Consider the following 25,515-nt stretch of genomic DNA (forward strand, 5'->3'; position numbering starts at 1 on the left):
ACTGAGAGAAAAAAATGAAAAAAAATAAGCCCCCCGAATAATCGGGGGGCTTTCAGTAGGATTACTAACCCATTTTTTTAATAACCCAAAATCTTCAACATGCTCTGGGAAGTCTGCTCTTTCGCATACAACCAGTCTTTCAGCTGACCGTTTTTGTCGTACCCTACAATCACGTGCTTGGGCGAAGGAATAAGGCAGTGTTTAATACCACCATACCCGCTCAGCTGATCCTGATAGGCGCCTGTATGGAAAAATCCGATATACAGTGGCTCGCCCGATGCCTGCTGCTTAGGCAGAAACACCGCATTTATATGTTCCTCAGATGTGTAAAAATCGTATCCATCGCAGGTAAGTCCACCGAGATGCACTTCCTGGTATTCCTGGTCCCATTTATTAATAGGTAACATCAGGAACTTTTCTCCAATGCCCCAGGTATCCGGTAATGTGGTAATGAAAGAGCTATCGATCATGTACCAGGACTCCCTGTCGTTCTGCATTTTCTCACCTACCACGCTATAAATTACTGCGCCGCTTTCTCCCACTGTAAAAGAGCCAAACTCTGTGTAAATGTTAGGTACAGGTACCTTATTCTTTTTACACATACTCTTGATGTTGGCCACAATTTCATTCACAATGTAATTATAGTCGTAGTCGAAACCTAAAGAGTGCTTAATCGGAAATCCACCACCCACGTTGATGCTATCCAGTTCCGGACAGATCTTCTTCAGTTGGCAATAAAGGTTCATTACCCGGTTAAACTGACTCCAGTAATAGATATCGTCTTTGATCCCTTTATTCATAAAGAAGTGTAGCATTTTCAGCTCAAACTTCTCATTGCCTTTGAGTTTATCTACATAATACTCCAGGATATCACGGGGAGGAATACCTAAACGGGAGGTATAGAAATCAAAACTTGGCTCCTCTTCCGCTGCTACGCGCAGCCCCAGCTTCACTTTGTCTTTACTTCTAACATTCCGCTTGTAATCTTCCAGCTCCTCTTTATTATCCAATACTGGTATTACATTCTTAAACCCACTATTGATCAATCGCGCAATAGCCCTAGTATAAGACTTGGTCTTAAAACCATTACAGATCACGTAAGTTTCCTTGTTAATCTTTTTCCGCTCATATAACTTATTGACGATGTCAATATCATAGGCGAAAGAAGTTTCTATATGTACTCCATGCTTCAGCGTTTCTTCCATTATAAAGGAGAAATGCGAGCTTTTAGTACAATAACAATAGAAATACTCTCCATCGTACCTGTTCTTTTTGATAGCATCATGGAACATCTTCTTTGCCTTATTGATCTGCATTCCGATTTTAGGAAGGTAGGTCAACTTAAATGGCGTTCCATACTTGTCAATCAAAGCCTTAATGTCCAAACCATTAAACTCCAGGTAGTTGTCTTTTACTTCAAAGCCCTCCTGGGGAAATTCAAAGGTCTGTTTAACGAGGTCTGTGTAGGTGTTGTTCATTTAGTACTACAAATGAATTTTTAGGAATTATTAATAGAAAAAAAACAGGATAACATTCCTTTTTTCCCTTACTGGGAAACTCCTGGTTTACACACCTACGTCAGTTCGAACCCCAGCAAAATAGGTTGCAAATCTAAATATTTTGTTGATTGCCACCTTAATTTTTTTCAGGAGGTATTGCTTAAAACAGCACAATTACCCAGGCAAATATACAAACAATTACAAACCAGCTAGTTAAATAATATTACTGATAATTTATTTAACCTTGTCTGATGATACTCAGGGCTTGTTTTCCCTCACAAAAAAGCAGATCCAGCACACTCAGATCAGAAATAAATCCAGTACGATCCTGGAATACCTGGGTATATGTCGGTTCTCCCACTTTTACTTCTCCCGGTAAAATACTTTCCCTCGCGTCTGTTACCCCAATTACTTCCTTCTGATAGCTTTCGGTAAAGGTAACCGGTATCTGAATGCCGAGCTTGCTATTGGCCCATTCAAAACAAGTGAGGTTCCAATCAAGTAAAAAGTTAAAGGGCCGCTCAAATAATTCCTGTAACTCGGCTTCATAATATTCGAACCAGGGAGAGCGGCGATAAGCAGACACCAGCGTTTTCCAATGCAGATCCTGCCATTTCTCCTCATTACTGATCCGAACATCCTTCATCACCGTCCGCTGATTCTTACCTCTCGATAAAGGCACACTTAAAATCATACGGCCATTTGGGCCGGCCACATAACAACGGTTCCGGTAACTGAGCTTTTGATAGTGCTCATATTTTTCTATCTGCAATATGTCGTGTTCAACTAAAGTTTTATATGCATCAATTGGTGGAAAATATTGAGATTCAATTAATAATATCTTCTCTCCTGCATTCTCTGTCATAATGTCAAAATTTTATAGCCGGGTGTGGGGAAATGGTTCATCGCACCTGACAATCACTTATACATAAATACTTAACAATTAACTTTAAGTAAATGATTAACAGTTCATAGCATTATTAATCATATGCTAAAATTATTAGCTTCTTACTTTTATCGTCAAAAGTTTCTGAAATGCAAAAATACTAAAGAAATTAGTTGCTTTTTTGTTCATTTTTAGCGAACAGAGGAGGAAACGTGAAGATAATCTATTTTTTTAACCCACGGCTTTATTTATATGTGTTTAATATTTTATTCTTCCAGTCCCCTTTTATTGCTCCGTTAAAAGTTTCCCAATTCAACCACTCTTTTTTGATAACTAAAACCTTTGCAGTAGGTTTACATAAATTAAAATACCTGGTCAGCCGATGAAACTGTTGCGCATATTTATAGTTGTGTTTGCCATTTGGGGAGTAGCAAGCTCTTGCGAAAAAACGAAAGATTTGCAGTTTGTGAGAGTAGCCGGCATCGATTTGGATGAGCTTGGCATGAGCAAAAGTATTGTACGGATGACCCTGGCATATTACAATCCGAATAATTTTCGCCTCCAGTTAAAAGACGCCAATTTCKATTTGTTTATTGACGATACCGAAGTCGGCCATTCCATGCAGGATACCACTATCGCCATCCCCGCCAGAGATACTTTTTACTTCCCGGTGAAACTGGAAGTAAATATGGGCAATGTCTTCAAAAATGCCCTTAGCGCATTCTCCAATAAAGAAGTAACTATTAAGGCCACCGGTAATTGCAAAGTAGGTAAAGGCGGTATTTTCCTGCCCTTCCCTATTAAATGCGAAACCAAACAAGCCTTAAACTTCTTCTGATAATAAAGCCATTATTTCCAGGATGTGATTGCTTTCCGCTGCATTTCTAAGCGGCGACAATCGTATTTCCTTTCTTACCCGGTTCAGGTCTCCCAGCAGATCTCCCGTTAAAGTATGGTGCTGCCTGGCCACCCACCAGGCCAATGCTGTTTTAAGTGCAGCAGCCTTCACCCGAAGCGTATGCGGGCTATATCTTCCCGGATGCAGGTGGATGTACAATGCCTTATCTGCTGCTAACCGCAATATCCATCTCGAAGTATCAGATAACACCAGCGTGGCATAGTGATTCTTTTCTGCCAACCAGACTTCATAGCCATCACGACTGTCAATGCCTGCCGCCTTTAATTGCACACGTATCTCCTTAAAAATTTCTTCCGGAGAAAGCCGACCTGTATACATATCCATTTGTGAACCTCCCAGCGCCAGTAAATGAACAAACAAATCGGTAGGTGTATAAAGGGAAAATGTATGCCGAAGCGCAGCAAGATGATGCTTGAGCGGATTGAACAGAACGGGAATAAGGGTAGTTTTTAAGATGTAAATATGGTTCGGGGTTACCACAAATAAAATTGCCTTTAGCCGTTATTTACCGTTTTTACGATAAATCCACTACTAAAGGCAATGACTATATTAATTTTTCTTCTCCTTGGCCATGCCACCGCCATCTTCCGGCTTCTTGCAGCAGGTAGGCAGTTTCGCATAAGATTCAGGATTAGCAGTGATGTTATCTGCATCATATCCAGCATTGGCGATACCAGTTTTGATATTCTCCACGTTGGTACGATCGGTAAAGTATTTTACAGTAGTAACGTGCTTTTTAAAATCAACTTTCACTGATTGTACACCTTCTTCCTGCAACATATATCTTTCAATACGATTCTTGCAGGACTCGCACTGTACGGTCGGCGTATTGATTTTTACAGTTTCAATAGCCTTCTGTTTCTGCTGCGCCATAGCCATACCTACACTGGCCACCAGGAACAACATTACTAATTTTAGGATACGCATAGTTGTAATATTAATACCCGAATATACAAAAAATATGATATGCAATTATCTCCTATTTGCCCCACTGATCAGGCGCGCTTCTCCAGGCCTGTAAGGTGGCAATTTCATCTGCGGAAACAATTCCTTTCTCTTCTGCCAGTGCAATCATCGCGCTGTAATTGCTGAGAGAATGGAAAGGCACCCCGGCTGCTTCAAAAGCTTTCACCGCGATATCAAAACCGTAGTTGAAGATAGATACCATACCCACTACTTCCCCACCCGCTGCGCGAATGGCTTGTACTGCTTCCAGGCTGCTTTTACCTGTAGAGATCAGGTCTTCTACTACTACCACAGGCTGACCTGGTTGTAATACTCCTTCTATCTGGTTGCCCATACCATGTTCCTTCGGTTTGGATCTCACATAGATAAAAGGCAGTTTCAGCTGATCCGCTACCAGCGCACCGTGAGGAATACCTGCKGTAGCTACACCAGCAATCACTGCGGCATCCGGGAAAGTTTCGAATACCAGGTTGCACAGTTCAGATTTAATATAATCGCGTACATAGGGAAAAGATAAAATTTTCCTGTTATCGCAATATATCGGCGATTTCCAGCCGGAAGCCCATGTAAAAGGCTGCGCAGGGCTTAACTTTACGGCCTGCACCTGCAGTAACTTTTCTGCAACTTGTTTTTCGCTTACTTTACTCATACAATCGCCAAAAGTAACAAATTGTTACAAATAGTAGGTTTTATACTACAAATAGTAGGTAAAGGGACTCTTTACCTACACCGTAACTTCTCATTATTATCATTCAAAATTCCATTGCTTTTTTTATCTACTTATAATGATCCTCATTACATTTGCGGCATGCAAGCACCTATTACGATCTATCTCAACGAGCGACCACTCCTATTGAGTGCCGATAACAACGCGATTCCTGAGCACTTCGCAAAAGTGAAAGTATACAACAACCCCGATCCCGAAAAGATGGAAAGTGTACTACAAAAACTGGAAGATGGGAAAAAAGAAGCCGCAGTATTTATTGCGCCGGATGTAAAACAACTCTTTAAAAAAGTATCCCTCCACTTTACCACCCTGGTGGCGGCGGGCGGCCTCGTTACCAACCCAACCGGAGAAGTATTAATGATGTTCCGCAGAGGAAAATGGGATTTGCCAAAAGGGAAACAGGACCCGGGAGAAGACCTGGAAACCTGTGCACTCCGTGAAGTAGCCGAAGAAACAGGCCTGCACAACGTTTCATTGGAAAATAAAATCATCGAAACGTTTCACTACTATCCGATGAAAAATAAAAAGGTATTGAAACATACCCATTGGTACCGGATGCAGTTTACCGGCACTGAACTCACCGTGCCGCAAATAGAAGAAGATATACAGGATGTGCAATGGGTGAAACCGGAGCATGTAGACAAATACCTCAAATTCTCCTATGAGAATATACGGGAAGTATTCAGGGCTTCCGATCTGTAAAGGATAGTTGGGAGATGTAATGCCGCCAACGCAGCATTACATCTCCCCGCAATATTATCGTTTAGCCAGAATAGCCACAGTAAGCCGACTTACACATACCAGTTTATGCTGATCATCTGTAATACGGATATCCCAAACATGACTATTGGAGCCAATATGCAAAGGTCTGGCACAGGCATGTACATAGCCACTCTTCACGCCTCTGACATGGTTGGCATTGATTTCCATTCCTACACAAATCTGTTTTTCCGGATCAATAATTAACCCTGAAGCCACACTACCTACTGTTTCCGCCAATGCAGCAGACGCCCCACCATGTAATAACCCATAAGGCTGTATAGTTCTGTGATCTACCGGCATCATCAGTTTAAGATAATCCGGCCCTATTTCTGTGAACTCCATTCCCAAATAAGCTGCCATTGTACCATTACCCATCTCGTTCAGCTGGTCCAGTGAAATTTGGGTAGAATGCCAGATCGTTTTCATATCAGTTTACTTTAAAAAAATTATTGCTTAATACGCTTAATCCCTTCTACTACTTCCTTTGGCAGGAAAGCCGTTACATCTCCTCCATAACGGTAAATATCCCTCACCAACGTGGAGGCGATACTTGAATATTGTAAAGCAGTACTTAAAAAAATGGTTTCAATACCAGGTGCCAGGGTCCGATTTACGTCGGCAATGGCTTTCTCGTATTCAAAATCACCTATGTTGCGGATACCTCGTAAAATAAAACGGGCGTCTATTTTTTTACAGAAATCAATGGTAAGACCGGAGTAGGAAGTAACCTCCACGCGGGGATCATCTTTATAAATTTCCTTCATCCACGCCATCCGCTCCTCCAATGCAAACATAGGCGTTTTGCTGCTGTTTACACCTACTCCCACCACCAGGCGGTCAAACAAATCAAGCCCACGGTTAATTACATCCGTATGCCCCAATGTAATGGGGTCGAATGTACCAGGGAATAAGCAAGTCCTCATGATGTATAAATTACTGTCAGCGTTTTAAAGCTTCGCGGTTAATAAAAATAGAGAAAACCGTAGCGCCATAATTTCTTTCAGACCGATAATAGGAATAGTCCTGGAACTTACGGTGTTGTGTATGTTCTACGATCAGCCATCCTTCCGGATTCAGCAGCCCCTTTTCAAATACCAGCAATGGCAGCTGGTCCAGGGTTTCCATCATATAAGGCGGATCGGCAAAGATCAGGTCAAATTTCTCTGTACAATGTTCCAGGTACTTAAAAACGTCCATTTTTACCGTTTTCAGGGTGGTAATCCCCAAACCCTCGGCGGTTTTACTGATGAACGCCGCCATGGTAGGATCTTTTTCTACGACGGTCATATCTGTTGCACCCCTGGATGCCAGCTCATAGCTGATGCTTCCGGTACCCCCAAAAATATCCAGTGTTTTTAAAGATGGAATGTCGAGATTGTTCTCAATGATATTAAACAACCCTCCCTTTGCTAAATCTGTAGTAGGGCGGGTATGCGGCATTTTTGCAGGTGGTTGTATTTTTCGTCCTCCACTAGCTCCTCCGATTATACGCATAACGCTAACGCATATAAATTATGAAAATAATAACCCGGTATTTCCTGCATTTTAGTAATGTATTGGAAACCCGGTAATCTTTGTATCCATTCCAGGTGTGGAATGAATTTGTACATTTCCTGGTATACACCCGCATCTGTAGCTACAATTCCGCCCAGTTTTACCTTCACCAGTTGCTCATCCAGTCCCAGTTGACGCAATATATTCACTACGCCATATACTACATCCAACCCCGTCTGGTAGTCGGCCTCCTGTTGTATCAGCAGTTTCCCGCCGGCATATACTGTCACGGTGAAAGTATGTTGCTCTACCTCCACAAATGCAACGCCGTTGGCCGCATGAAAGTCGAAGTCCATTGGATAGGATTGCAGCAGGGCCGAATTAGCATGAATCACCAGGTCAGTAGAAAATTCTTTCCGTAAAAATCCCAACAGGTCTTTATCCACGCTGTATACATTGACCATAGGCAATTGCGGCAATAAATCAGACAAGATGGCTTCCTGCACTTTCTCCGGCATAGCCAGGTGCAGGTAATCCTTTTTCATGGAGGGCATATAGTACATATGCGGCACCAATACGCCGTTGCCGGTATTAAAGGCCAGTAAGATAGATTTGAATGCTGTAAACAGCAGTTTGTCGGTATCAAATACCTGTTCTATCATTTCCAGATCTGCCAGGGCCATTTTCCGGGGAGTAAAATGATAGGACTTTAAGGCCAGAAACTTCTTCGCCACCGGATCATATACGACATAACTAAACGTGCCGTTCCCTACCAGTACCAATAAATAACAGGCAGTGAGATCAGTTTCCAGCAGGGTTTCATCGTCTACTGTAAATGCAGGATGGATGTTGTAAGCCACGGGCATATGTTACCTTTCAAATGAATTACAATAATAACCATTTTAGTTAATTGGTGAGGGCGTTTTGTTGTTTTATATAAGGCAGATGATCAACATATAGCCATATCTTTGTTTTTATACCCACAATTCAGCAAAAGATTCATGCAACTGGAAGCTACTACGCGGCAGATCATAAAAATAGCAGGACCTATATGCCTGGCCCTTATTATCCCGCAGATCAATCATATTACCAATACCGCCTTCCTGGGACGCCTGGGAGAATTTGAGCTGGCAGCCAACGGTATTGCCGGTATTTATTACCTGGTGATGTATATGATAGCCTATGGACTCAACAACGGCATGCAGGTATTAATTGCCCGCCGGGCGGGACAAGGCCAGTATGCTGGTATCGGACAGCTCTTTTCCAACGGGCTGCAGGTGGGCATTTGCTTCTCCCTATTGGCTATTTTACTGACATTGCTGGCAGCTCCCTGGTTCTTTTCCAAAAGTTTGCATGACCACCATATATTTACGGCGGCAGTTTCGTTTATCCGTATCCGTATCTGGGGCCTACCTTTCCTGATGCTGCTGAGCATGGCCAATGCCTTTTATATAGGTAGTGGTCATTCCAAAGTACTGATTATCACTTCTCTGTTCCAGGAAATAATCAACATCTTCTTCGACTATACCCTCATTTTTGGTAAGCTGGGCTTTGTGGCCATGGGATTGAACGGCGCCGCCACGGCTTCTGTTATTGCAGAGGTAACGGGCTTTGAGGTTGCTTTTAGTATCTTATTCATCCGGCGGTACCACCTGGAATACAGCTTGTTCCGTTACCTGCGATTGAACTGGGAAGTGGTGAAAAATATCCTGAATGTATCCGCACCTTTGATTGTACAGTTTCTTTTCAGCATTGGCAGTTGGTTTGTTTTCTTCATTTTCATTGAGCACCTGGGAGAACGTCCGCTGGCGGTGTCTAATATGCTGCGCAGTATTTTTGGGTTGTTCGGCATATTTACCTGGGCGCTGGCAGCAGCCTGTAATACCATGGTAAGTAACATTATTGGTCAGGGGCGACCAGAGCTGGTATTCACGGTTATCCGGAAAATTGTGGTGCTCAGTTTGGCTTGTGCTGCCACGGTGTGTATCCTGATTAACCTCTTCCCTTATACGCTATTACATATTTACACGACCAATGCCGACCTGATTGCGGCGGCGATTCCTTCTATACGCATTATTACGCTGAGTACCATACTGATGGCGGTGGCTGCGGTGGTCATGAGTGGGGTGATCGGTACCGGCAATACCCGTATTAACCTGATGACAGAAATTGCTGCTGTTATCGGCTACCTGTTGTATTGTGATATTGTGATTGAAAGAATGCGCAGTGAGCTGCAATGGGCCTGGGGAGCAGACTTCATTTACTGGATCATCATCTTTGGCATTAGCTACTGGTATCTGCGTAGCGGCAAATGGAAAGGGAAAGAAATATAAATGGGCTGAAAGCATAAAGCCGAAAGCACAAAACTATTGTAGCGAATCACTAATAGCTGACAGCTATTGTAAATCGTCCAACATCTTTTTGCAATCCATTTTAGTGGCGGCATCGTCGTACACGATATTGCGGAGGGTGAGTGCCTTCTTCAGCACTTCGATGGCTTTATCCTGCTGATCATTTTCTTTGTAGGCGCGGGCCAGCTCGTAATAGTTGAGCAGAAAACCAGGGTCCAGCTGCCGGCATTTTTCATAATTGTTGATGGCATTTTGGAGAGAGCCGTCAGGTAAGCCACCAAACAGCATTTTAGCGGCGCCTCTTTCGAAGGCGTTGAGGTTGGCTACTTCAAAGTTCCATTTACCGAGCACATGATAGGCTTGTGCCAGGGAGGGGTTGAATTTAATAGCCAGTTCTGCATATTTTTTAACGTCTTTAGAGGCGGCTACTTTATCTTTTGCACCGGAGATGAGCGCCATACGTCCCATGGCAATGGCCATAGACAGGTTAGCGTCGGGGCTGTTGGGATTTACTTTCAGGGCCTGCTGTGCGTAGCTTTTGGCCATGTTAAAGTAATTGACTTTATCGTCTTTGCTTTTTTGTCGGTTGCCGATGCGGGAGCATAGCTGGCTGGCCTGATTCAGCGCATCCAGTTCTGTTGGTTGTATTTTCAGGATGTCCTTATCTTTCTCGAATGCTTCACTTTCCTTCATTTGTTTTTCCAGTTGTTTGGCTTCTTCAACCATTTCACTGACACTCTGCGCCTTTACCCATAAGGCTGCAGATAACAAAAAACAAACTGCCATGATCCGTTTTAACATAGGACAGGTTTTACAGCGTAAAAATTTTGTTGATTAACTAGTAGCTATAAATTTACGAAAATTACAAATGAGAAACATCACACATATACAAAAAAGGAGGCTTAGTAATCCTTCTCCAGTGAAACGAGGGAATTACGGATACTTGCGCCCATCGGTGGGTTCATCTTCCGGAGGGTCACAATACTGTGTTGAATAGCAGGATATCGTTGCTTTAATGCGCCAGACAGATCATACACCACTTCTTCCAGCAAGGGCTTTGGAATGACCATGACGGCAGCAGCTATTTCATAAATCCCCTGGTAGTTCACGGTTTCAGACAAATCATCGATGGCCACGGTGCCGGGTATACGAACAGCGACATCTAATACAAAGTGATTTCCAATAATGGCTTCTTCCGGGTATAAGCCGTGATAGGCGTAGAAAGTAGCCTGTTCAAGGGCAATAGTAAGCATAAGAGAGAGATTAGGAAACAGCTGTTAGCTGTTAGCTATCAGCATGAAGATCATGTTAATGGCTAACAGCTAATTGCTAAAAAGCTAACAGCTGATGACTATTATTGGTGGTGTTCTTTTGCTGATAAATATCTTTCTGCATCCAGTGCGGCCATACATCCGCTACCCGCAGCAGTTACTGCCTGACGGTATATTTTATCCTGTACATCACCGCAGGCAAATACGCCTTCTACAGTGGTACGGCTGGAGCCAGGTACTGTAACGATATAGTCTTGTTCATCCAGTTCCAGATAATCTTTGAAGATCCCTGAGTTAGGCTGGTGACCGATGGCTACGAAGAATGCGCTTACTGGCACTTCTTTCTTTTCCTGGGTTTTGTTATTGTAGATTCTGATACCTTCAACTTTCTTATCTCCCAGTACTTCATCTGTTTCTGAGTTCCAGTAAACGATGATATTGGAAGTTTTCAGTACGCGGTCCTGCATTACTTTGGAAGCGCGCATTTCACCGCGACGTACCAGCATATGCACAGTGCTGCACATTTTAGAAAGGTAGAGTGCTTCTTCAGCAGCGGTATCACCGGCGCCTACAATCGCTACTTCCTTACCACGGAAGAAGAATCCGTCACAAACGGCGCAGGCAGAAACGCCGCTACCATTCAAACGTTGTTCAGAAGGAATGCCCAGCCATTTGGCGGAAGCACCGGTAGCGATGATGATAGCATCAGCTGTGATTTCCTTCTCTTCATCGATGATCACTTTATAAGGTTGCTTGCTGAAATCCACGGATGTAGCCATACCGTAGCGGATATCAGCCCCCATGCGGGTAGCTTGTTTTTCAAAGTCCACCATCATTTCAGGCCCCTGAATACCTTCCGGATAACCAGGATAGTTTTCAACTTCAGTGGTGATGGTTAATTGTCCGCCAGGTTGAATACCCTGGTATAATACTGGTTTAAGGTTGGCTCTTGCGGCATAAATCGCAGCGGTATAACCGGCAGGTCCGGAACCGACKATCAGTAAATGCACATGCTCTTGTTGCTTGTTTTCCATACTTTTTGCTGTATAATTACTTGCTAATAATAATTGTTTTATAGGTTACTGCATAACCTCCCCAGTAGCCCAATGCACCAGGTATGTTGCCCAGTATTTTTGTAGGTGATGAGAAGGGATTACCGTTGCTGTTATATGCAAAGTCGAGTGTTCTCCAAAAATCCCAGGTTGCTTTGTCAATATTACAAAACTTCAAGGTTACGGTATCACCCGGGTAGAAGAATGCATATGTTGTCAGATCAAGCTTTTCGTTCTTATTCACCCCTGCGTCCACAGGAATTTCAAATGTTGTGCCGTTCACCAGCTGGTCATCTATGACAGAGGTAAGGCCTGGCAGAAACGGTCCTTTATTACGTCTGGTAAAGTACCGGCCATAATTGCCAAATTCGGGTGAATCCTTTATCCGCGCCCATAAGCGGCCCATGGCGCTATCGTTTTCCAGTACCACCAGGTTCCACCAAACAGAGTCCAGCTTCATGCCGCGGGAGGGGATGGTTGTCACTGATTCATATGCCTTATTGTCAGCCTGAATGCGTAGTGTGTAAGTCCCTGCCAACTTTCCGGTGAAGTTATTGGCGGATAACCGGTTATCTGGTTTGTATATAAAGAACTTTGTATTCCCGGAGTCTATCGCCTGTTCGTACAGGGTCATTATTTTGCTGCCATCTGAAACGGTGACCAATGCGTTATGAACAAAGGCATTCAGCAAAGTAGCCGGTGTCATTTTGGAAAAGAAATTCAGACTACGGGTAAGCACCACTTCGGGATATCTACCATTTTCGAATTTGCCTTCCACTACGAGCTGCGCTTCCTGCGCAGGCAGGTTTACGCTGATATCTTTTTCACAAGCGGAAAAGATAAGTACTGCCAGTATAAGGAAGAGCCCATAGCGCATAGCTGCAAAAATAAGGGGTGTCAACTAAATAAAAACACCGGCCATGTATTTACAAGGCCGGTGTTCTTATAGAATAAAGAGGATTAGTAGATTTATTCATCTGGTTATTTTGTTATTTAAGAAGATAAATATCAAAATGACCAACGAGTAAAAGAATTTATCCCAGGTAAGATTTCAATGCGCCACTATAGCGGGCTTTCTGCAGCCTTTTGATAGCACGTTCTTTAATCTGCCTGATTCTTTCTTTAGTCAGATCATATTTCTGACCGATTTGTTCGATTGTTGCGCCGTTTTCACCATCCAGACCAAAATAAGCATTCACAATTTCAGCCTCCCGTGGACTCAGGGATTTCAATACCCTGCGTATTTCTTCACGGAGAGAATCTCTCATAACATCGTCATCAGTAATATCTCCACCTTCCAGTAAGTCGCCCATAGCTACGTCTTCTGCCTCGTGCACAGGTGCATCCAATGACATGTGGCGGGTATTGCTCTGGAAGATATTGTTTATTTCTGATTCAGACATTTCCAGGATTTCTGCGAGTTCCTCGGTAGAAGGTTCACGCTCGTTTTCCTGCTCAAATGCCATATAAGCTTTGTTAGCTTTGTTATAGGTGCCAATTTTGTTTTGCGGCAGACGAACAAGACGTCCTTGTTCTGCTAACGCCTGCAGAATGGATTGGCGAATCCACCAAACTGCATAAGAAATGAATTTGAAACCTTTCGTTTCATCGAAACGTTGTGCCGCTTTGATCAAGCCAAGATTACCTTCATTAATAAGGTCACTGAGGCTGAGCCCCTGATGTTGATACTGCTTTGCAACAGAAACAACGAAACGTAAGTTTCCTGTAGTCAATCTTTCAAGAGCCTTTTGATCGCCCATTTTAATGCGCTGCGCCAAAACGGTCTCCTCCTCGGGTGTTAACAAAGGGATCTTCGAGATTTCCTGCAGGTACTTTTCTACCGCCTGCGAATCACGATTGGTGATCTGGGTGGCAATTTTAAGTTGCCTCATATGAAAAATTGTATTGGTTTATAAATAAAATAACAGCGAAAGAAATTTTTTGTTCGAATTTTTAAAATTATTAACTTACAAAGTTTCCCGCGCTTTTATTCGTTTGTTCAAAATAAAGTCTGCAAAGATCGTGCTAACCAATCACTCTACCAAATCCTTCTTATATTTGTCAGCCATATAACAAAGTACAGTTTTATAACGGAATTTTATAGTGCTTTAGTCCTCTAAAAGCGATGGTTTATACAAATTTTAACAATTGATAAAGAATCATATTTAAATTAACATCTTAACTAATTTAACCGTTAAGCCGTTGCAAATTTTTCAATAAAATGATTGACTTTAGAAGCGACACTTTTACACGTCCCGGCCCTGGCATGTTACAGGCCATGTTACAGGCGGAAACCGGTGATGACGTTTTCGGTGAAGACCCCAGCATCAATAAACTGGAAGCCATGATGGCAGCCTACTTTGGCAAAGAGGCAGCCTTGTACTGCCCTTCCGGCACAATGAGTAACCAAATTGCCATTAAAGTACATACGTTGCCGGGGGACGAAGTGGTTTGCAGCAATCTTGCACATGTATACATTTATGAAGGTGGCGGCATTGCTTTTAATTCCGGCGCACAGGTACATCCTATTATCGGCGACCGTGGCATGATCCGCGCCGCACAAGTAGAAGCAGCCATCAATCCTGACGATGTGCATAAAGCACGAACCAGCCTGGTTTGCCTGGAGAATACCTCTAACCGCGGCGGTGGTTGTTGCTACGACTGGGAAGAAATGGTGAAGATCGGAGAAGTTTGTAAACAACACAACCTTGCACTGCACCTGGATGGCGCTCGTCTCTTCAATGCACTCGTAGCCACTGGCCAGGACCCGAAAACATATGGCCAACTGTTCGATAGTATTTCCGTTTGCCTCAATAAAGGCATGGGATGCCCCATGGGCTCTGTTTTGATGGGCAGTGCGGCGTTTATCAAATCGGCCAGACGTATCCGCAAAAAGTTTGGCGGTGGACTCAGACAAGCCGGCTACATGGCAGCTACCGGCATTTACGCGATGGAAAATAATATCGCGCGACTGGCAGAAGATCACCAACACGCCAAGCAACTGGCACAGGCATTATTGGAGAAGTCTTTCGTAGGACACATGTTGCCCGTAGAAACCAACATCCTCATCTTTGAAGTAACAGGCGACTGGACACCTCAATTATTCGCTGATTATCTGAAGAAAGAAGGCATCCTGGTCATGGCCATCTCCCCAACACAAGTCAGAATTGTTACCCACCTGGATGTAACAGCAGACATGATAGCCACTACCTGCGATATTATTGCAGGGATGGCGTAAGTAGCAATTAGCTTTTTAGCTATTAGCAGTTAGCCACGAAAGGCCAGCTGCTAAAAGCTAAAAGCTGATCATCTAGTCTTTCAGGTTATAATACTTCGCCACTGCATTATAATCGCTCAAATCAACACCACTGCTGGCTCTCACTGCGGCAGTACCAGGAATAATCACATACTTGTAATCATACGAAGGGATGGTGATAGTTGACACGCTGGGAACCGTCTTTGTGGGAACTGCATCTGTTTGCACAATAAGATAATAAACCCTTAGTTTTCCGGCCTCGTAATTAAATTTAATGGAAGTAAGATATCCTAAATCATAGCCCCGGATATCGTAGGGTAAAGGAGACCAGGATGTATTGTCGCCGCCAAAAGTCCCCGGTGTTTTCAAATACACCAGTACTGTACCCGTATTAAACACATCCGCCGTTATTGCGGGCAAATTTTTCAGGGCCATCCTGGCTGAAATTCCCAATGAACTACCTGGCCCGGTTGATATACTCCAGAAGTCCTGCTTATAGTCGGTATTTACCAGTGAAAATGTACCAGATACCGCACCTGGTCCCTTGGGGCCTGTTGGGCCTGCCGGACCTTGAGCACCAGTTGCGCCAGCCGGGCCGGTGTCGCCTTTCTTTGAACAAGCTGACATCAGAAATAAGCTGGCAATCAACAATACAGTTAACAGTACATTAGGTGATGGGGATTTCCCGATAAAAGAGTTTCTCATAATACTTGGGTGTTAATTTATAGGACAAAATAAGCTGCCAGCCTGCAGTAAGCAGTTTAAAATCGTAGGCGGCCACAAATAATTATTATTCGGCATATTTCCGCGGATAATTGCATCGAACCGCAGTATGATTACTATTATTGTCCTTTAAATTTCCATCTCTCCCTAATCTCCGTTATTTTTGCAACCTTATATTATGAATAGCATGGAACTTTCGAAAAATTACCTGCCTGGAATGGTAGAGGAAAAATGGTACCAACAATGGATGGACAAAGGCTATTTCCGCTCTAAGCCGGATGGCCGTCAACCTTTTACTGTCGTCATCCCCCCGCCTAACGTCACCGGGGTCTTACACCTTGGCCATACCCTCAATGAAACCGTCCAGGACATCCTGGTGCGCCGCGCCCGTATGAGTGGGTTCAACGCCTGCTGGGTACCTGGTTCCGACCACGCTTCCATTGCTACTGAGGCCAAAGTGGTTAATATGCTCAAGCAGGAAAAAGGGATTGAAAAATCTCAGCTTACCCGCGAAGAGTTCCTGAAATATGCGTTTGAATGGAAAGATAAATACGGGGATATCATCTACCACCAGATAAAGAAACTCGGCTGCAGCTGCGACTGGGACCGGGTTACCTTTACCATGGATGATCATTACTATAAAGCAGTCATCAGCGTTTTCATTGATCTGTATAAAAAAGGCGTGATCTATCGCGGCGCCCGTATGATCAACTGGGACCCCAAAGCTAAAACAGCTTTGAGTGATGAGGAAGTAGAATACAAAGATCTGCAGGGTAAACTGTATCACGTTAAATACGCCATCACAGATGCCGCAGGTGCACCTACCGGCGAATTTATTACCATCGCGACCCAGCGTCCGGAAACCATCATGGGTGATACTGCCATCTGCGTAAATCCGGATGACGAACGGTATGCACACCTGAAAGGCCATTTCGCTACAGTACCACTGGTAAACCGCCGCGTACCCATTATTTTCGATACTTACGTAGATAAAGAATTTGGTACCGGAGCACTGAAAGTAACGCCTGCACACGATATCAATGACTATAACCTCGGTTTAAAACATAACCTGGAAATAGTAGATACCCTGAACGATGACGGTACACTGAGCGCCGCCGCTGTTGTATTTGTTGGAGAAGACCGCTTCGTAGCACGCAAAAAAGTAGTAGCTGCCCTCGCTGAAGAAGGCTTACTGATAAAAGAGCAGGAATATACTACCCGCCTCGGTTACAGTCAACGTAACCCTGACACCGTAGTAGAACCACGTATCTCTACACAGTGGTTTGTAAAAATGGCAGAAATGGCCAAACCCGCACTGGATGCGGTAGTAAACGGAGATGTAAAAATACATCCCGGCGACCGTTTCCTCGCTACCTACAAATACTGGATGGAGAATGTAAAGGACTGGTGTATTTCCCGTCAGCTTTGGTGGGGACAACAAATACCTGCCTGGTACGCACCAGACGGTACTTTTGAAGTAGCTGCCACTGCTGCAGAAGCGGTACAGCAATTCGCTGCCCGTAATATCACCATTACGGCCGCTGAACTGACACAGGATGAGGATTGCCTCGACACCTGGTTCAGCTCCTGGTTATGGCCAATGGAGGTATTCAATGGCATTTCCCAGCCAGACAACGAAGATATCAACTACTACTACCCTACTTCTGTACTGGTAACAGGACAAGATATCATTTTCTTCTGGGTAGCCCGTATGATCATGGCTGGCCAGGAATTCAAAGAAGTGAAGCCATTCAGCGATGTATACTTCACCGGTATGGTACGCGACAAACAAGGACGTAAAATGAGTAAGCAGCTGGGTAACTCACCTGACTTGCTGGAACTCATCCACTCCTTTGGCGCTGATGCGGTACGTTTTGGTATCATGATTTCTTCACCTGCCGGTAACGACTTACTCTACGATGATGCCAGCTGCGAACAGGGACGTGGCTTCTGCAATAAAATATGGAATGCCCTGAAGCTGACAAAAATGTGGGAACAACGCCAGGAAGATGATAGCGCTGCGGAAGCCGCAGTCAATCACTTCGCGGTGAAATGGTTTGAGAGCCGGCTGAATGAAGTACAGGCTGAAGTTGCCGCCTTGCACAAAGACTTCCGTCTCAGCGAAGGACTGAAAACAATCTACCTCCTTATTTGGGAAGATTTCTGTAATTGGTATCTCGAATGGGTGAAGCCTGGTTTCGAACAACCAATGGCAGCATCGGTATATCGTAAAACCATATACTTCTTTGAACAACTCATGCAGTTGTTACATCCATATATGCCGTTTATTACGGAAGAAATCTACCAGTTGCTGGTTACCCGCACAGGTGATGATTCCCTGATGATCAAACAATTCACTACACCAGATGCTCCTGCACATGCTACTCTGCTGGAAGGAACACTGGTTAAAGAAGTGATCACCGGCATCCGTGATGCACGCAATAAAAACCAGGTGAAGCCGAAAGAATCAGTAGTGCTGCACATAGAAACCAAACACGACAACACTTTCAAACAAATTGAAAGCATACTGTCGAAACAGGTGAATGCTTCGGCGATTCATTATGTACAGGAACCAGTGCCTGGCTGTATTACTGTAGTTATCGGGAAAGATAAATTCTACCTGGGTACAGAAACAGAACTGGATACCACCACACAGAAAACAACCTTACAGAAAGATCTGGAATACCTCAAAGGATTCCTCATATCTGTTGAGAAGAAGCTCTCCAATGAAGGATTTGTACAGAAAGCAAAACCAGAAGCAGTAGAAGCTGAGCGCAAGAAAAAAGCAGATGCTGAAGCTAAAATTTCGGTGATCGAGGAAAGTTTAAAATCCTTATAATTTTTATGATCGCCCGGTCGTTACTATACCGGGCGATTTTTTTATATCCCCGTACTATCATGCATAAACACCTGTTACTTAGTTTTCTTTTAGCCACGGCAACGTCACCAGTATGGGCGCAAGCACATAAAAAGCCAGCTACTGCTACCACTGCTGCACCTGCGGCCGTTACCAATAAACGCCCGCAAAAACTGCGTAGCACCTGGGGCGTTTACCTGAGTGACACGTTACCGAAAACGGAAGTAATGAAGTTGTTGGATTCTGCACTGGTTGTACGCGACGAAAAAAATATCAAATACCCCGTATTGTCATTTGCTTTTACTTATGAAAGGCATGAGCCTTACCTGAACGATACTACCGGTCAACCCGGCGTCTATAAAGACTTTACGGGCGATAACTTCAAAACAGCCTCCCTCTCTCCCTTATGGAGTAAAGGCCTGAAAGAAAACCTGCAAACCGGGGATATCCTCTACTTCGATGAAATTATCATCAAATATGCGGAAGGTAAACTCTACAAAGCTCCTTCTCTTAAAATCAATGTAAAATAGCTTAGTTATTAAATAGCTGTTGAATAGGGATAATGAAGTCCACGCGATTCTGCGCGTTGTCTACCGGGTCTCTGTCTAACAGGTGACTAAACCGTACCCCAAACGTAAAAGGTATCGCATTACCGATGCGGGTATCCAGGAATAACTCTGCTCCTGTAGACGCATAGCGGGTGTTGATCTCCAGATTTGTCTGTACAAAATTAGTCATACTGTAATCATAGAACAGATTAGCTCTGATCCGGCTGAAGTAAAGCAGCTGTGCAAAGCCCCAGTCGGGATATGCCAACGGCAGGTGGTAATTAGCGCCCAGCTTGTATATACGGGTATAGAAAGGCGTGTTATACCCTCTCGCATATACGAAATTATCGGAGAATGTATAATTGAAAGACTTGTCACGTTGCTGATAAGCAGCCTGCAATACCAGGTTATGATTCTGCCACAAACCGGGCAGATATTGATCGAAGCGCATATACAGCTGTTCTGCAAATAAACCGGTTACCGACGTATTGTACTGAACGGCGAGGTATTGCCCGAAATGAGTAAATATGTTCTGGGTACCTTTGAGACGTTGATTGCTGAATATAAGTGTGTTGCTGAGGAATTGGATATCATTGCCTTTGTACTTGCTATCCAGGTAGCGGTGGCGGATATTATAATTACTTCCCACTGCCAGACTGCGGTTATAAAGTCCTCTGGAAAGATTGAGCGGAATGCTGGCCCCGATATGTGCAGTAGCTTCATTCCAATATACCCGCTGCCGCGCCTGATTGAGACCATTACGGTTAATAGTATAATCCGCTCCTATGTTTAATACCGGCAACCAGCCACCAAAAGTAAAACCGGCGGCAAAATCCGAGTAGCCTTCATTACGGTTGTACGTATAGCCGACACTGGTAGATGTAGTACTCAATATGTTCTCTCCTATCAGAGAGATGCCGAACTCCGGATCATTGAAAGACGGTACCCAGCTATGGAAATTAAAGGGATGAGATAACTGTGGATATTTCTTTACCGGCAGGGAATCGTGCGACACTTTGTCGAGGATATTGCCACCTTCTTTAAAGTCGGGCTGTAGCCAGGCGCTGCGGCCATCTTCGGTAACAGGTACTTCTTTCCAGGAGCGTGCTCCCAATGCGGCATGATATAGTTTGTACCCTTTTATGGTAAATTCACTGAAAATCAGGCTATCCTTTTGCGGGTTCAGGGCCATGTGCATGGCGCTGTTACCTCTGTCTGTGACTTCGAATGTTTTCCTGTCTGCTAACGTAATAGCATATACGTTATTTACATCTTTGTGGCTATTGGTGAAATATACGGTGTCGCCACTTACCACGGGGATGCCAATAACATTGTAACTGAAAGGCGTGAGTATAGTGCTTTCCCCTGTGGCGAGCGATTGCTCTACCAGGGCCATTTCGCCTTTGTTATTGCGTACAGCACTGATCACAGCCTGATCGTTGGCTGTAAAACGGGGATAGGTATAGTACCAGTTATCCGGGTTCGGTAATTCTTTTTCTACGGCGCCGGTTTGGGTATTCAATAGTTGCAGATGGAATACCATTTGAGGTGTGGTGGCTACTGCTATTACCTGCTGACCATTTGCACTGATATCAGGGGAGAAGAATTTGCCTTTGGATGAAATCGTTTTCGTATGGCCGGTAGCGTTATCCCATATGCGGATCACGGAAAAATCCTTCCAGCTCCAGCGGGCATCAAAGCGGGCGGCAGCCCATACAATACGACCATTGCGGTAACTAAAGAAGTCGTCGTAAACGATGCCGGGTCTTACCAACAACTTTTCTTCGCCGGCAGCGTTCAGATGGTAAATACCTGGGACTTTGTTCCAGGCATCTTTGAGTACAATCCATTCTTTATCGCCTGCATTATAAACATATTTATAGTTGGTAACAGGGCGGGCCAGTGGCAGCATCGCAACCGCCGGCGTAGTGTCCGGGCGGGCGGCATAATTATTCCAAAGGGGCTGATATTCTGCTAACATGGCCTGATAAAAGCCGGTGATGTTTTTGCCGGTTTTCTTTTTCAGGCTATGTGACATAGGATAGAAAAGTCCGCGAAAACGTACGGCGTCGGTAGTAACGCCTTTCCAGAAGGCTTCTCCGTAGTGGTTACGTCCATAGGTGGCCATCAGGTATCCCAGCGGATAATGATCCGGTACGTAATCTATATAAGAGCCATTACGGATTTTCATATAGGCGTACTGTTTACCTGCCAGGGAAAGACCGCGGAAGCCATCGAAGAAACCGGGGAGCCTGCCTCTACCCTGTGGTGTTAGGGCCGTTTCCATTACCACCGCATCTCCTTCCCAAAACCAGTTGGGTACAGCAATATTGGTAATGGCGGCTTGTCCCAGCTGGCCGCCGAGAATAGAGAACACTTTAGAGAGTCCCTGCCGGAAGTTCATGTTTTGTAATACGTGCCGGTATTCATGCACCGAGAGTTGTTCTATCCAGTTGAGCGAGCCCAGGTCCAGTGAGTTGGGAGCAGGTGTCAGGTAAAATTCAGAGCGAAAGGGGCCTAATTGTACGTATCCGTTGGATTGCATCGTCTGGTTCTGCAATACAATATCTATTTTCCGTTCCAACGGACCTATGGACGTGCGGGTATAGCGATTCAGGTAATGCGTAATGTTAGATACCCGCTCGCCGGCGTTGGTCATTCCTTTGGGGAAAATGACTCTTATGGTATCCGTATTTATCTGTTGCCATTTCAGCGAAGGTGGATTGCCTCCAAATTGCTGTGCTGATAAAGAAAAGGAAAGGGTCAGTAAAGTAATGGCCAGGATAAAGCGCATAAATAATTACGAATTACAAATTACGAATGACGGATCTAGGCGAGTAGATACCATATAAACGAAAATATGCTTCTTTCTTTATATAATAGTATTTAATCGCTCAGATCCGTCATTCGTAATTTGTAATTCGTAATTCTATCTATTAGCACTCAGGCAGGCTGATAGGAATATTTACTGCCAGACCGCCATCGGATGTTTCCTTGTATTTTGAATTCATGTCCTGCGCTGTTTCCCACATAGTTTTCACCACCGCATCCAGTGACACTTTTGCCAGTTCCGGATTGCTTTGCAGCGCCAGTTGGGAAGCCGTAATGGCTTTGATAGCGCCCATGGTATTTCTTTCTATGCAGGGTATTTGTACCAATCCGCCGATAGGATCACAGGTAAGCCCCAGATGGTGTTCCATCGCTATTTCTGCTGCCATCAGTACCTGGCGTTGAGAACCGCCCAGGCACTCGGTCAGTGCTGCTGCCGCCATTGCGGAAGACACGCCTATTTCTGCCTGGCAACCGCCCATCGCTGCGGAGATGGTAGAACGTTTCTTAAAGATGCTACCTATTTCTGATGCAGTAAGCAGGAATTGCTGGATTTTTTCTTCCTGGAAGCCATCGCAGAAAGCAATGAAATACTGCAATACAGCAGGTATTACGCCTGCGGCGCCATTGGTAGGTGCGGTGACTACGCGGCCGAAGGAAGCGTTTTCTTCGTTAACGGCCAGGGCAAAGCAACTTACCCAGTCGAGCGTATAACTAAAATGCTCACCGCCTGCTCTGATGGCATCAATCCACGAGGCATAGTCGGTATAGGTACGTCCTTTCAGTAACTTTTTATTCAGTGCTACGGCACGGCGGCCTACTCTCAATCCACCGGGTAATTCGCCACTGGTGTGGCATCCACGAAAGGTGCATTCCTGCATAACGCGCCAGATATTGAGCAATCCCTGACGGGTAGCTTCTTCCGGACGCCAGGCCACTTCATTTTCCATGACCAGTTCAGAAATGCTGTAACCGGTTTTGATACACCACTGCAGCAGCTGGCGGGCGGTATCAATCGGGAAAGGCAGGTCTACCTGCTGTGCACTGCTGCCATCATCTCCTTCCTGTACCACAAAGCCGCCACCAATGGAATACCAGGTGGAAGCGATTTGTTCGCCATCGGCGAAAGAAACCAGGAAAGTGAGGGCATTGGGATGAAAAGGTAAAGACTCTTCGAAGAGGAAGTCGATATCCTGTACCGGATCAAAATCTATTTCATATTTACCTGCCAGCAACATTTTGCGGCTGCGGCGGATATCATCCATTTTAGGATTAATCTGGTTTACATCAAAAGTAACGGGATCATCTCCGCACAGGCCCAGCTGTACAGCGATATCTGTACCGTGGCCATGACCGGTTTTAGCGAGGGAGCCATATAATAAAACCTGTACTTTATTGATAGCTGGTAATTTACCTTCTGCTTCCAATGTTGCCAGAAAGCGCAGCGCCGCTCTCCAGGGGCCTAGTGTATGGGAACTGGATGGGCCAACGCCTATCTTGAAAATATCAAATACTGAAATACATTCGTGTGCCACTATTTTTTCGTTTATCTGTAAAATTAACGGAAAGCGGGCGAATAAAACAAAAAGCGGTACAGGCAGAGCCGGCACCGCTTTTTCTATTTACTGGTACAAATAATTATCTGTTGGTAAAATCCTTCAACTGAAGATCAAAAATCAATACCGTATTAGGAGGAACACGGGTATTTCCCATTGGACCATAAGCAAAAACAGATGGCAGGAGTAATCTGATAGCACCTCCTTTTCCTATTTTAGGCACTCCGTATTTAATGCCATCAAGCGCACCGTTAAGCCCAAGCGTAGCGTTATTACTGCTATCGTACCCGGTTTTATCCAGGAAGGAACAAACGTAGCTAACAGTTACAGTAGCCGCTGTATTGGCAGTATCTTTAGTATCTCCCCTGTTGATAATCTGGTAGAAGATACCAGCGGAATCATGTTTCAGGTTTGTAATATTGTTGGCTACAGCATAGGCAACAATTTTAGTAGAATCGATGGTGTACTGCGCCTGCCAATCATATGGAGGAGGGCCATCATTTTTCTTAGAACAGGCGACAAGGATTAATAGCAATAGTCCACCAAGCAAAAAAGCTTTCTTCATACAATTAGATTTCGGTTTTATTTTCGCGTTTATCTGTAAATATAATGGAAAGCGGGCGAATAAAACAAGCGATACTGGCTAAACCAGCACCGCTTTTTCTATTTATTTGTGCACCAATTATCTGTTGGTGAAATCTTTCAGTTTAACATTAAAAATTAACACCGTGTTAGGAGCAACACGACTACCGCTCCCATTGGGACCGTAACCATAAATAGATGGGAGGAATAAATTGATTTCACCCCCTTTGCCTATTTTGGGTATCCCAACTGTCCATCCTGTAATAACGTTGTTTAAGCCCACCTTATAATTCGAAGTACTGTCAAACACGCTTTTATCCAATCGTGTACCAATATAGTCTACAGTTACATAAGCAGCTGCATTAGCACTATCTTTTGTATCACCTCTCTTTACAATCTGATAAAATATCCCCGCCGAATCATGTTTCAGGTCTGTAATATTGTTAGCGGCAGCGTAGGCAACAATTTTTGTAGAGTCGATAGTATACTGCGCCTTCCAATCATAAGGAGGGGTATCATCTTTTTTTGAACAAGCGGCAAGCATCATTAGACATAATCCTCCGAACAGAAAAACTTTCTTCATACAATTACGGTTTCGGTTTTATTATAAATTAAAAGGTGACACGATGGGTAGCAAGTAATAACTTTTACCTGATATTTACTAATTCTACGTCTGAAATTAATACGGCATTGGCTGGGATAATGCCGGGAATGCCGGCGGAGCCATAAGCGAGGGCTGGTGGTATAAATAACCTGATTTTGCCTCCCTGGGAAATTTTTTGCAACCCTATTTGCCAGCCAGGAATATGATTTTTGAGTTCCCGACTGTCAAAGTCGGTAGGTCCAAATGAGGAGCCTACAACGTCCCCGTTAAGCAACCGGTTGGTATAAACGATGGTTGGAATGGAGGTTGCCTTTACAAAATGTATACTGTCGCCCATTTGCAGGACTCTATAGTAAAGCCCTGACACGTCCTTGGTGGCCGTTTCGTTGTGGGAAGTAAGGTAGTTCAGAATCACGCTCTCCATCTTCAGATCCTGGGGATTAGCCTGAGAGGGTCCGTCTTTTTGTTTCATGCAGGAGGAGGCTACTACCATCATCATGCATGCTATAAATAATTTTACTGCTGTGTTCATCCGCTTCTGTTTACGATCTGGTTGTTTAACGGATATCGGTCCCGAAAGTTACAATTATTCCATTGCTGGCATAAAAAAACTCCTGCAGATAGGCACCTGCA

At 44.3% G+C, this 25,515-nt stretch carries 26 protein-coding genes; 6 read left to right on the forward strand and 20 right to left on the reverse strand.

What is annotated here, in order from left to right; all coding sequences use genetic code 11:
- Nucleotides 1–77: 77 nt before the first annotated feature.
- Both AC1DFM_RS31380 and AC1DFM_RS31385 read right to left on the reverse strand, forming a co-directional pair.
- Entirely contained in the window at nucleotides 78–1,478 is a 1,401-nt protein-coding gene (locus AC1DFM_RS31380; RefSeq protein WP_477080735.1) for a type III PLP-dependent enzyme domain-containing protein, read from the reverse strand.
- Nucleotides 1,479–1,737: 259 nt separating this feature from the next.
- Nucleotides 1,738–2,364 (reverse strand): WbqC family protein, encoded by a 627-nt coding sequence (locus AC1DFM_RS31385; protein WP_477080736.1) that lies wholly within the window; start codon nucleotides 2,362–2,364, stop codon nucleotides 1,738–1,740.
- A 487-nt stretch (nucleotides 2,365–2,851) separates the two neighbouring features.
- Here AC1DFM_RS31385 and AC1DFM_RS31390 point away from each other — a divergent pair, with 487 nt between their 5' ends.
- The gene (locus AC1DFM_RS31390) at nucleotides 2,852–3,223 is read left to right on the forward strand and encodes an LEA/WHy family protein (protein WP_477080814.1); all 372 of its coding nucleotides are present in this window, start codon (nucleotides 2,852–2,854) and stop codon (nucleotides 3,221–3,223) included.
- Here the strand turns inward: AC1DFM_RS31390 and AC1DFM_RS31395 are convergent.
- The 3 genes from AC1DFM_RS31395 to pyrE all read right to left on the reverse strand — a co-directional run bounded on the left by AC1DFM_RS31395 (nucleotide 3,209) and on the right by pyrE (nucleotide 4,919).
- Entirely contained in the window at nucleotides 3,209–3,664 is a 456-nt protein-coding gene (locus AC1DFM_RS31395) for a hypothetical protein (protein ID WP_477080737.1), read from the reverse strand. The genes AC1DFM_RS31390 and AC1DFM_RS31395 overlap by 15 nt on opposite strands.
- A 189-nt stretch (nucleotides 3,665–3,853) precedes the next feature.
- On the reverse strand, nucleotides 3,854–4,231 hold the full coding sequence (locus AC1DFM_RS31400; protein ID WP_477080738.1) for a heavy-metal-associated domain-containing protein: 378 nt from the start codon (nucleotides 4,229–4,231) through the stop codon (nucleotides 3,854–3,856).
- A gap of 52 nt (nucleotides 4,232–4,283) precedes the next feature.
- Entirely contained in the window at nucleotides 4,284–4,919 is a 636-nt protein-coding gene (gene pyrE / locus AC1DFM_RS31405) for an orotate phosphoribosyltransferase (protein ID WP_477080739.1), read from the reverse strand.
- Between the two features lie 159 nt (nucleotides 4,920–5,078).
- Between pyrE and AC1DFM_RS31410 the strand changes: the two genes are divergently transcribed.
- The gene (locus AC1DFM_RS31410) at nucleotides 5,079–5,699 is read left to right on the forward strand and encodes an NUDIX hydrolase (RefSeq protein ID WP_477080740.1); all 621 of its coding nucleotides are present in this window, start codon (nucleotides 5,079–5,081) and stop codon (nucleotides 5,697–5,699) included.
- Nucleotides 5,700–5,753: 54 nt separating this feature from the next.
- Here AC1DFM_RS31410 and AC1DFM_RS31415 read toward each other — a convergent pair whose 3' ends face one another.
- Genes AC1DFM_RS31415 through AC1DFM_RS31430 form a run of 4 tightly spaced genes read right to left on the reverse strand, consistent with a single transcriptional unit; the run spans nucleotide 5,754 to nucleotide 8,119 of the window.
- The gene (locus AC1DFM_RS31415) at nucleotides 5,754–6,185 is read right to left on the reverse strand and encodes a hotdog fold thioesterase (protein WP_477080741.1); all 432 of its coding nucleotides are present in this window, start codon (nucleotides 6,183–6,185) and stop codon (nucleotides 5,754–5,756) included.
- A gap of 20 nt (nucleotides 6,186–6,205) precedes the next feature.
- Nucleotides 6,206–6,682, reverse strand: a complete 477-nt coding sequence (gene coaD / locus AC1DFM_RS31420) for a pantetheine-phosphate adenylyltransferase (protein ID WP_477080742.1) — start codon at nucleotides 6,680–6,682, stop codon at nucleotides 6,206–6,208.
- Between the two features lie 16 nt (nucleotides 6,683–6,698).
- Nucleotides 6,699–7,253: an RsmD family RNA methyltransferase gene (locus tag AC1DFM_RS31425; protein WP_477080743.1), complete on the reverse strand. Its 555-nt coding sequence runs from the start codon at nucleotides 7,251–7,253 to the stop codon at nucleotides 6,699–6,701.
- Nucleotides 7,244–8,119: a DUF3822 family protein gene (locus AC1DFM_RS31430; protein WP_477080744.1), complete on the reverse strand. Its 876-nt coding sequence runs from the start codon at nucleotides 8,117–8,119 to the stop codon at nucleotides 7,244–7,246. The genes AC1DFM_RS31425 and AC1DFM_RS31430 overlap by 10 nt, the downstream gene beginning before the upstream one ends.
- Before the next feature lie 135 nt (nucleotides 8,120–8,254).
- Between AC1DFM_RS31430 and AC1DFM_RS31435 the strand changes: the two genes are divergently transcribed.
- Nucleotides 8,255–9,586: an MATE family efflux transporter gene (locus AC1DFM_RS31435; protein ID WP_477080745.1), complete on the forward strand. Its 1,332-nt coding sequence runs from the start codon at nucleotides 8,255–8,257 to the stop codon at nucleotides 9,584–9,586.
- A 63-nt stretch (nucleotides 9,587–9,649) separates the two neighbouring features.
- On the opposite strand, the gene AC1DFM_RS31440 is transcribed toward AC1DFM_RS31435, so the two are convergent.
- The 5 genes from AC1DFM_RS31440 to AC1DFM_RS31460 all read right to left on the reverse strand — a co-directional run bounded on the left by AC1DFM_RS31440 (nucleotide 9,650) and on the right by AC1DFM_RS31460 (nucleotide 13,819).
- Nucleotides 9,650–10,405, reverse strand: a complete 756-nt coding sequence (locus AC1DFM_RS31440; RefSeq protein ID WP_477080746.1) for a tetratricopeptide repeat protein — start codon at nucleotides 10,403–10,405, stop codon at nucleotides 9,650–9,652.
- Between the two features lie 101 nt (nucleotides 10,406–10,506).
- Nucleotides 10,507–10,857, reverse strand: a complete 351-nt coding sequence (locus AC1DFM_RS31445) for a dihydroneopterin aldolase (protein WP_477080747.1) — start codon at nucleotides 10,855–10,857, stop codon at nucleotides 10,507–10,509.
- A 101-nt stretch (nucleotides 10,858–10,958) separates the two neighbouring features.
- Nucleotides 10,959–11,909, reverse strand: coding sequence for a thioredoxin-disulfide reductase (gene trxB / locus AC1DFM_RS31450; RefSeq protein ID WP_477080748.1), 951 nt, complete (start codon nucleotides 11,907–11,909; stop codon nucleotides 10,959–10,961).
- Between the two features lie 16 nt (nucleotides 11,910–11,925).
- Nucleotides 11,926–12,804: a DUF4249 domain-containing protein gene (locus AC1DFM_RS31455; RefSeq protein WP_477080749.1), complete on the reverse strand. Its 879-nt coding sequence runs from the start codon at nucleotides 12,802–12,804 to the stop codon at nucleotides 11,926–11,928.
- A 157-nt stretch (nucleotides 12,805–12,961) separates the two neighbouring features.
- A complete protein-coding gene (locus AC1DFM_RS31460; protein WP_012793808.1) occupies nucleotides 12,962–13,819 on the reverse strand; it encodes a sigma-70 family RNA polymerase sigma factor in 858 nt (285 codons plus the stop codon).
- A gap of 329 nt (nucleotides 13,820–14,148) precedes the next feature.
- On the opposite strand from AC1DFM_RS31460, the gene AC1DFM_RS31465 reads away from it, so the two are divergent.
- Nucleotides 14,149–15,165 carry a threonine aldolase family protein gene (locus AC1DFM_RS31465; RefSeq protein ID WP_477080750.1) on the forward strand — a complete coding sequence of 339 codons (1,017 nt, stop codon included), beginning with the start codon at nucleotides 14,149–14,151 and terminating at the stop codon, nucleotides 15,163–15,165.
- A gap of 72 nt (nucleotides 15,166–15,237) precedes the next feature.
- On the opposite strand, the gene AC1DFM_RS31470 is transcribed toward AC1DFM_RS31465, so the two are convergent.
- Nucleotides 15,238–15,888, reverse strand: coding sequence for a collagen-like triple helix repeat-containing protein (locus tag AC1DFM_RS31470; RefSeq protein WP_477080751.1), 651 nt, complete (start codon nucleotides 15,886–15,888; stop codon nucleotides 15,238–15,240).
- A gap of 205 nt (nucleotides 15,889–16,093) precedes the next feature.
- Here AC1DFM_RS31470 and AC1DFM_RS31475 point away from each other — a divergent pair, with 205 nt between their 5' ends.
- The gene (locus AC1DFM_RS31475; RefSeq protein ID WP_477080752.1) at nucleotides 16,094–18,745 is read left to right on the forward strand and encodes a valine--tRNA ligase; all 2,652 of its coding nucleotides are present in this window, start codon (nucleotides 16,094–16,096) and stop codon (nucleotides 18,743–18,745) included.
- Between the two features lie 59 nt (nucleotides 18,746–18,804).
- Nucleotides 18,805–19,293 (forward strand): hypothetical protein, encoded by a 489-nt coding sequence (locus AC1DFM_RS31480; RefSeq protein WP_477080753.1) that lies wholly within the window; start codon nucleotides 18,805–18,807, stop codon nucleotides 19,291–19,293.
- Between the two features lies 1 nt (nucleotide 19,294).
- Here AC1DFM_RS31480 and AC1DFM_RS31485 read toward each other — a convergent pair whose 3' ends face one another.
- The 5 genes from AC1DFM_RS31485 to AC1DFM_RS31505 all read right to left on the reverse strand — a co-directional run bounded on the left by AC1DFM_RS31485 (nucleotide 19,295) and on the right by AC1DFM_RS31505 (nucleotide 25,414).
- Nucleotides 19,295–22,105, reverse strand: coding sequence for a BamA/TamA family outer membrane protein (locus tag AC1DFM_RS31485; protein ID WP_477080754.1), 2,811 nt, complete (start codon nucleotides 22,103–22,105; stop codon nucleotides 19,295–19,297).
- A gap of 142 nt (nucleotides 22,106–22,247) precedes the next feature.
- The gene (locus AC1DFM_RS31490; RefSeq protein WP_477080755.1) at nucleotides 22,248–23,675 is read right to left on the reverse strand and encodes an L-serine ammonia-lyase; all 1,428 of its coding nucleotides are present in this window, start codon (nucleotides 23,673–23,675) and stop codon (nucleotides 22,248–22,250) included.
- 103 nt (nucleotides 23,676–23,778) lie between these two features.
- On the reverse strand, nucleotides 23,779–24,261 hold the full coding sequence (locus AC1DFM_RS31495; RefSeq protein WP_477080756.1) for an FKBP-type peptidyl-prolyl cis-trans isomerase: 483 nt from the start codon (nucleotides 24,259–24,261) through the stop codon (nucleotides 23,779–23,781).
- A gap of 117 nt (nucleotides 24,262–24,378) precedes the next feature.
- Nucleotides 24,379–24,861 carry an FKBP-type peptidyl-prolyl cis-trans isomerase gene (locus AC1DFM_RS31500; RefSeq protein WP_477080757.1) on the reverse strand — a complete coding sequence of 161 codons (483 nt, stop codon included), beginning with the start codon at nucleotides 24,859–24,861 and terminating at the stop codon, nucleotides 24,379–24,381.
- Nucleotides 24,862–24,925: 64 nt separating this feature from the next.
- Entirely contained in the window at nucleotides 24,926–25,414 is a 489-nt protein-coding gene (locus AC1DFM_RS31505; protein ID WP_477080758.1) for an FKBP-type peptidyl-prolyl cis-trans isomerase, read from the reverse strand.
- Nucleotides 25,415–25,515 lie beyond the last annotated feature (101 nt).

This window comes from Chitinophaga sp. 05T412 (assembly GCF_056396465.1).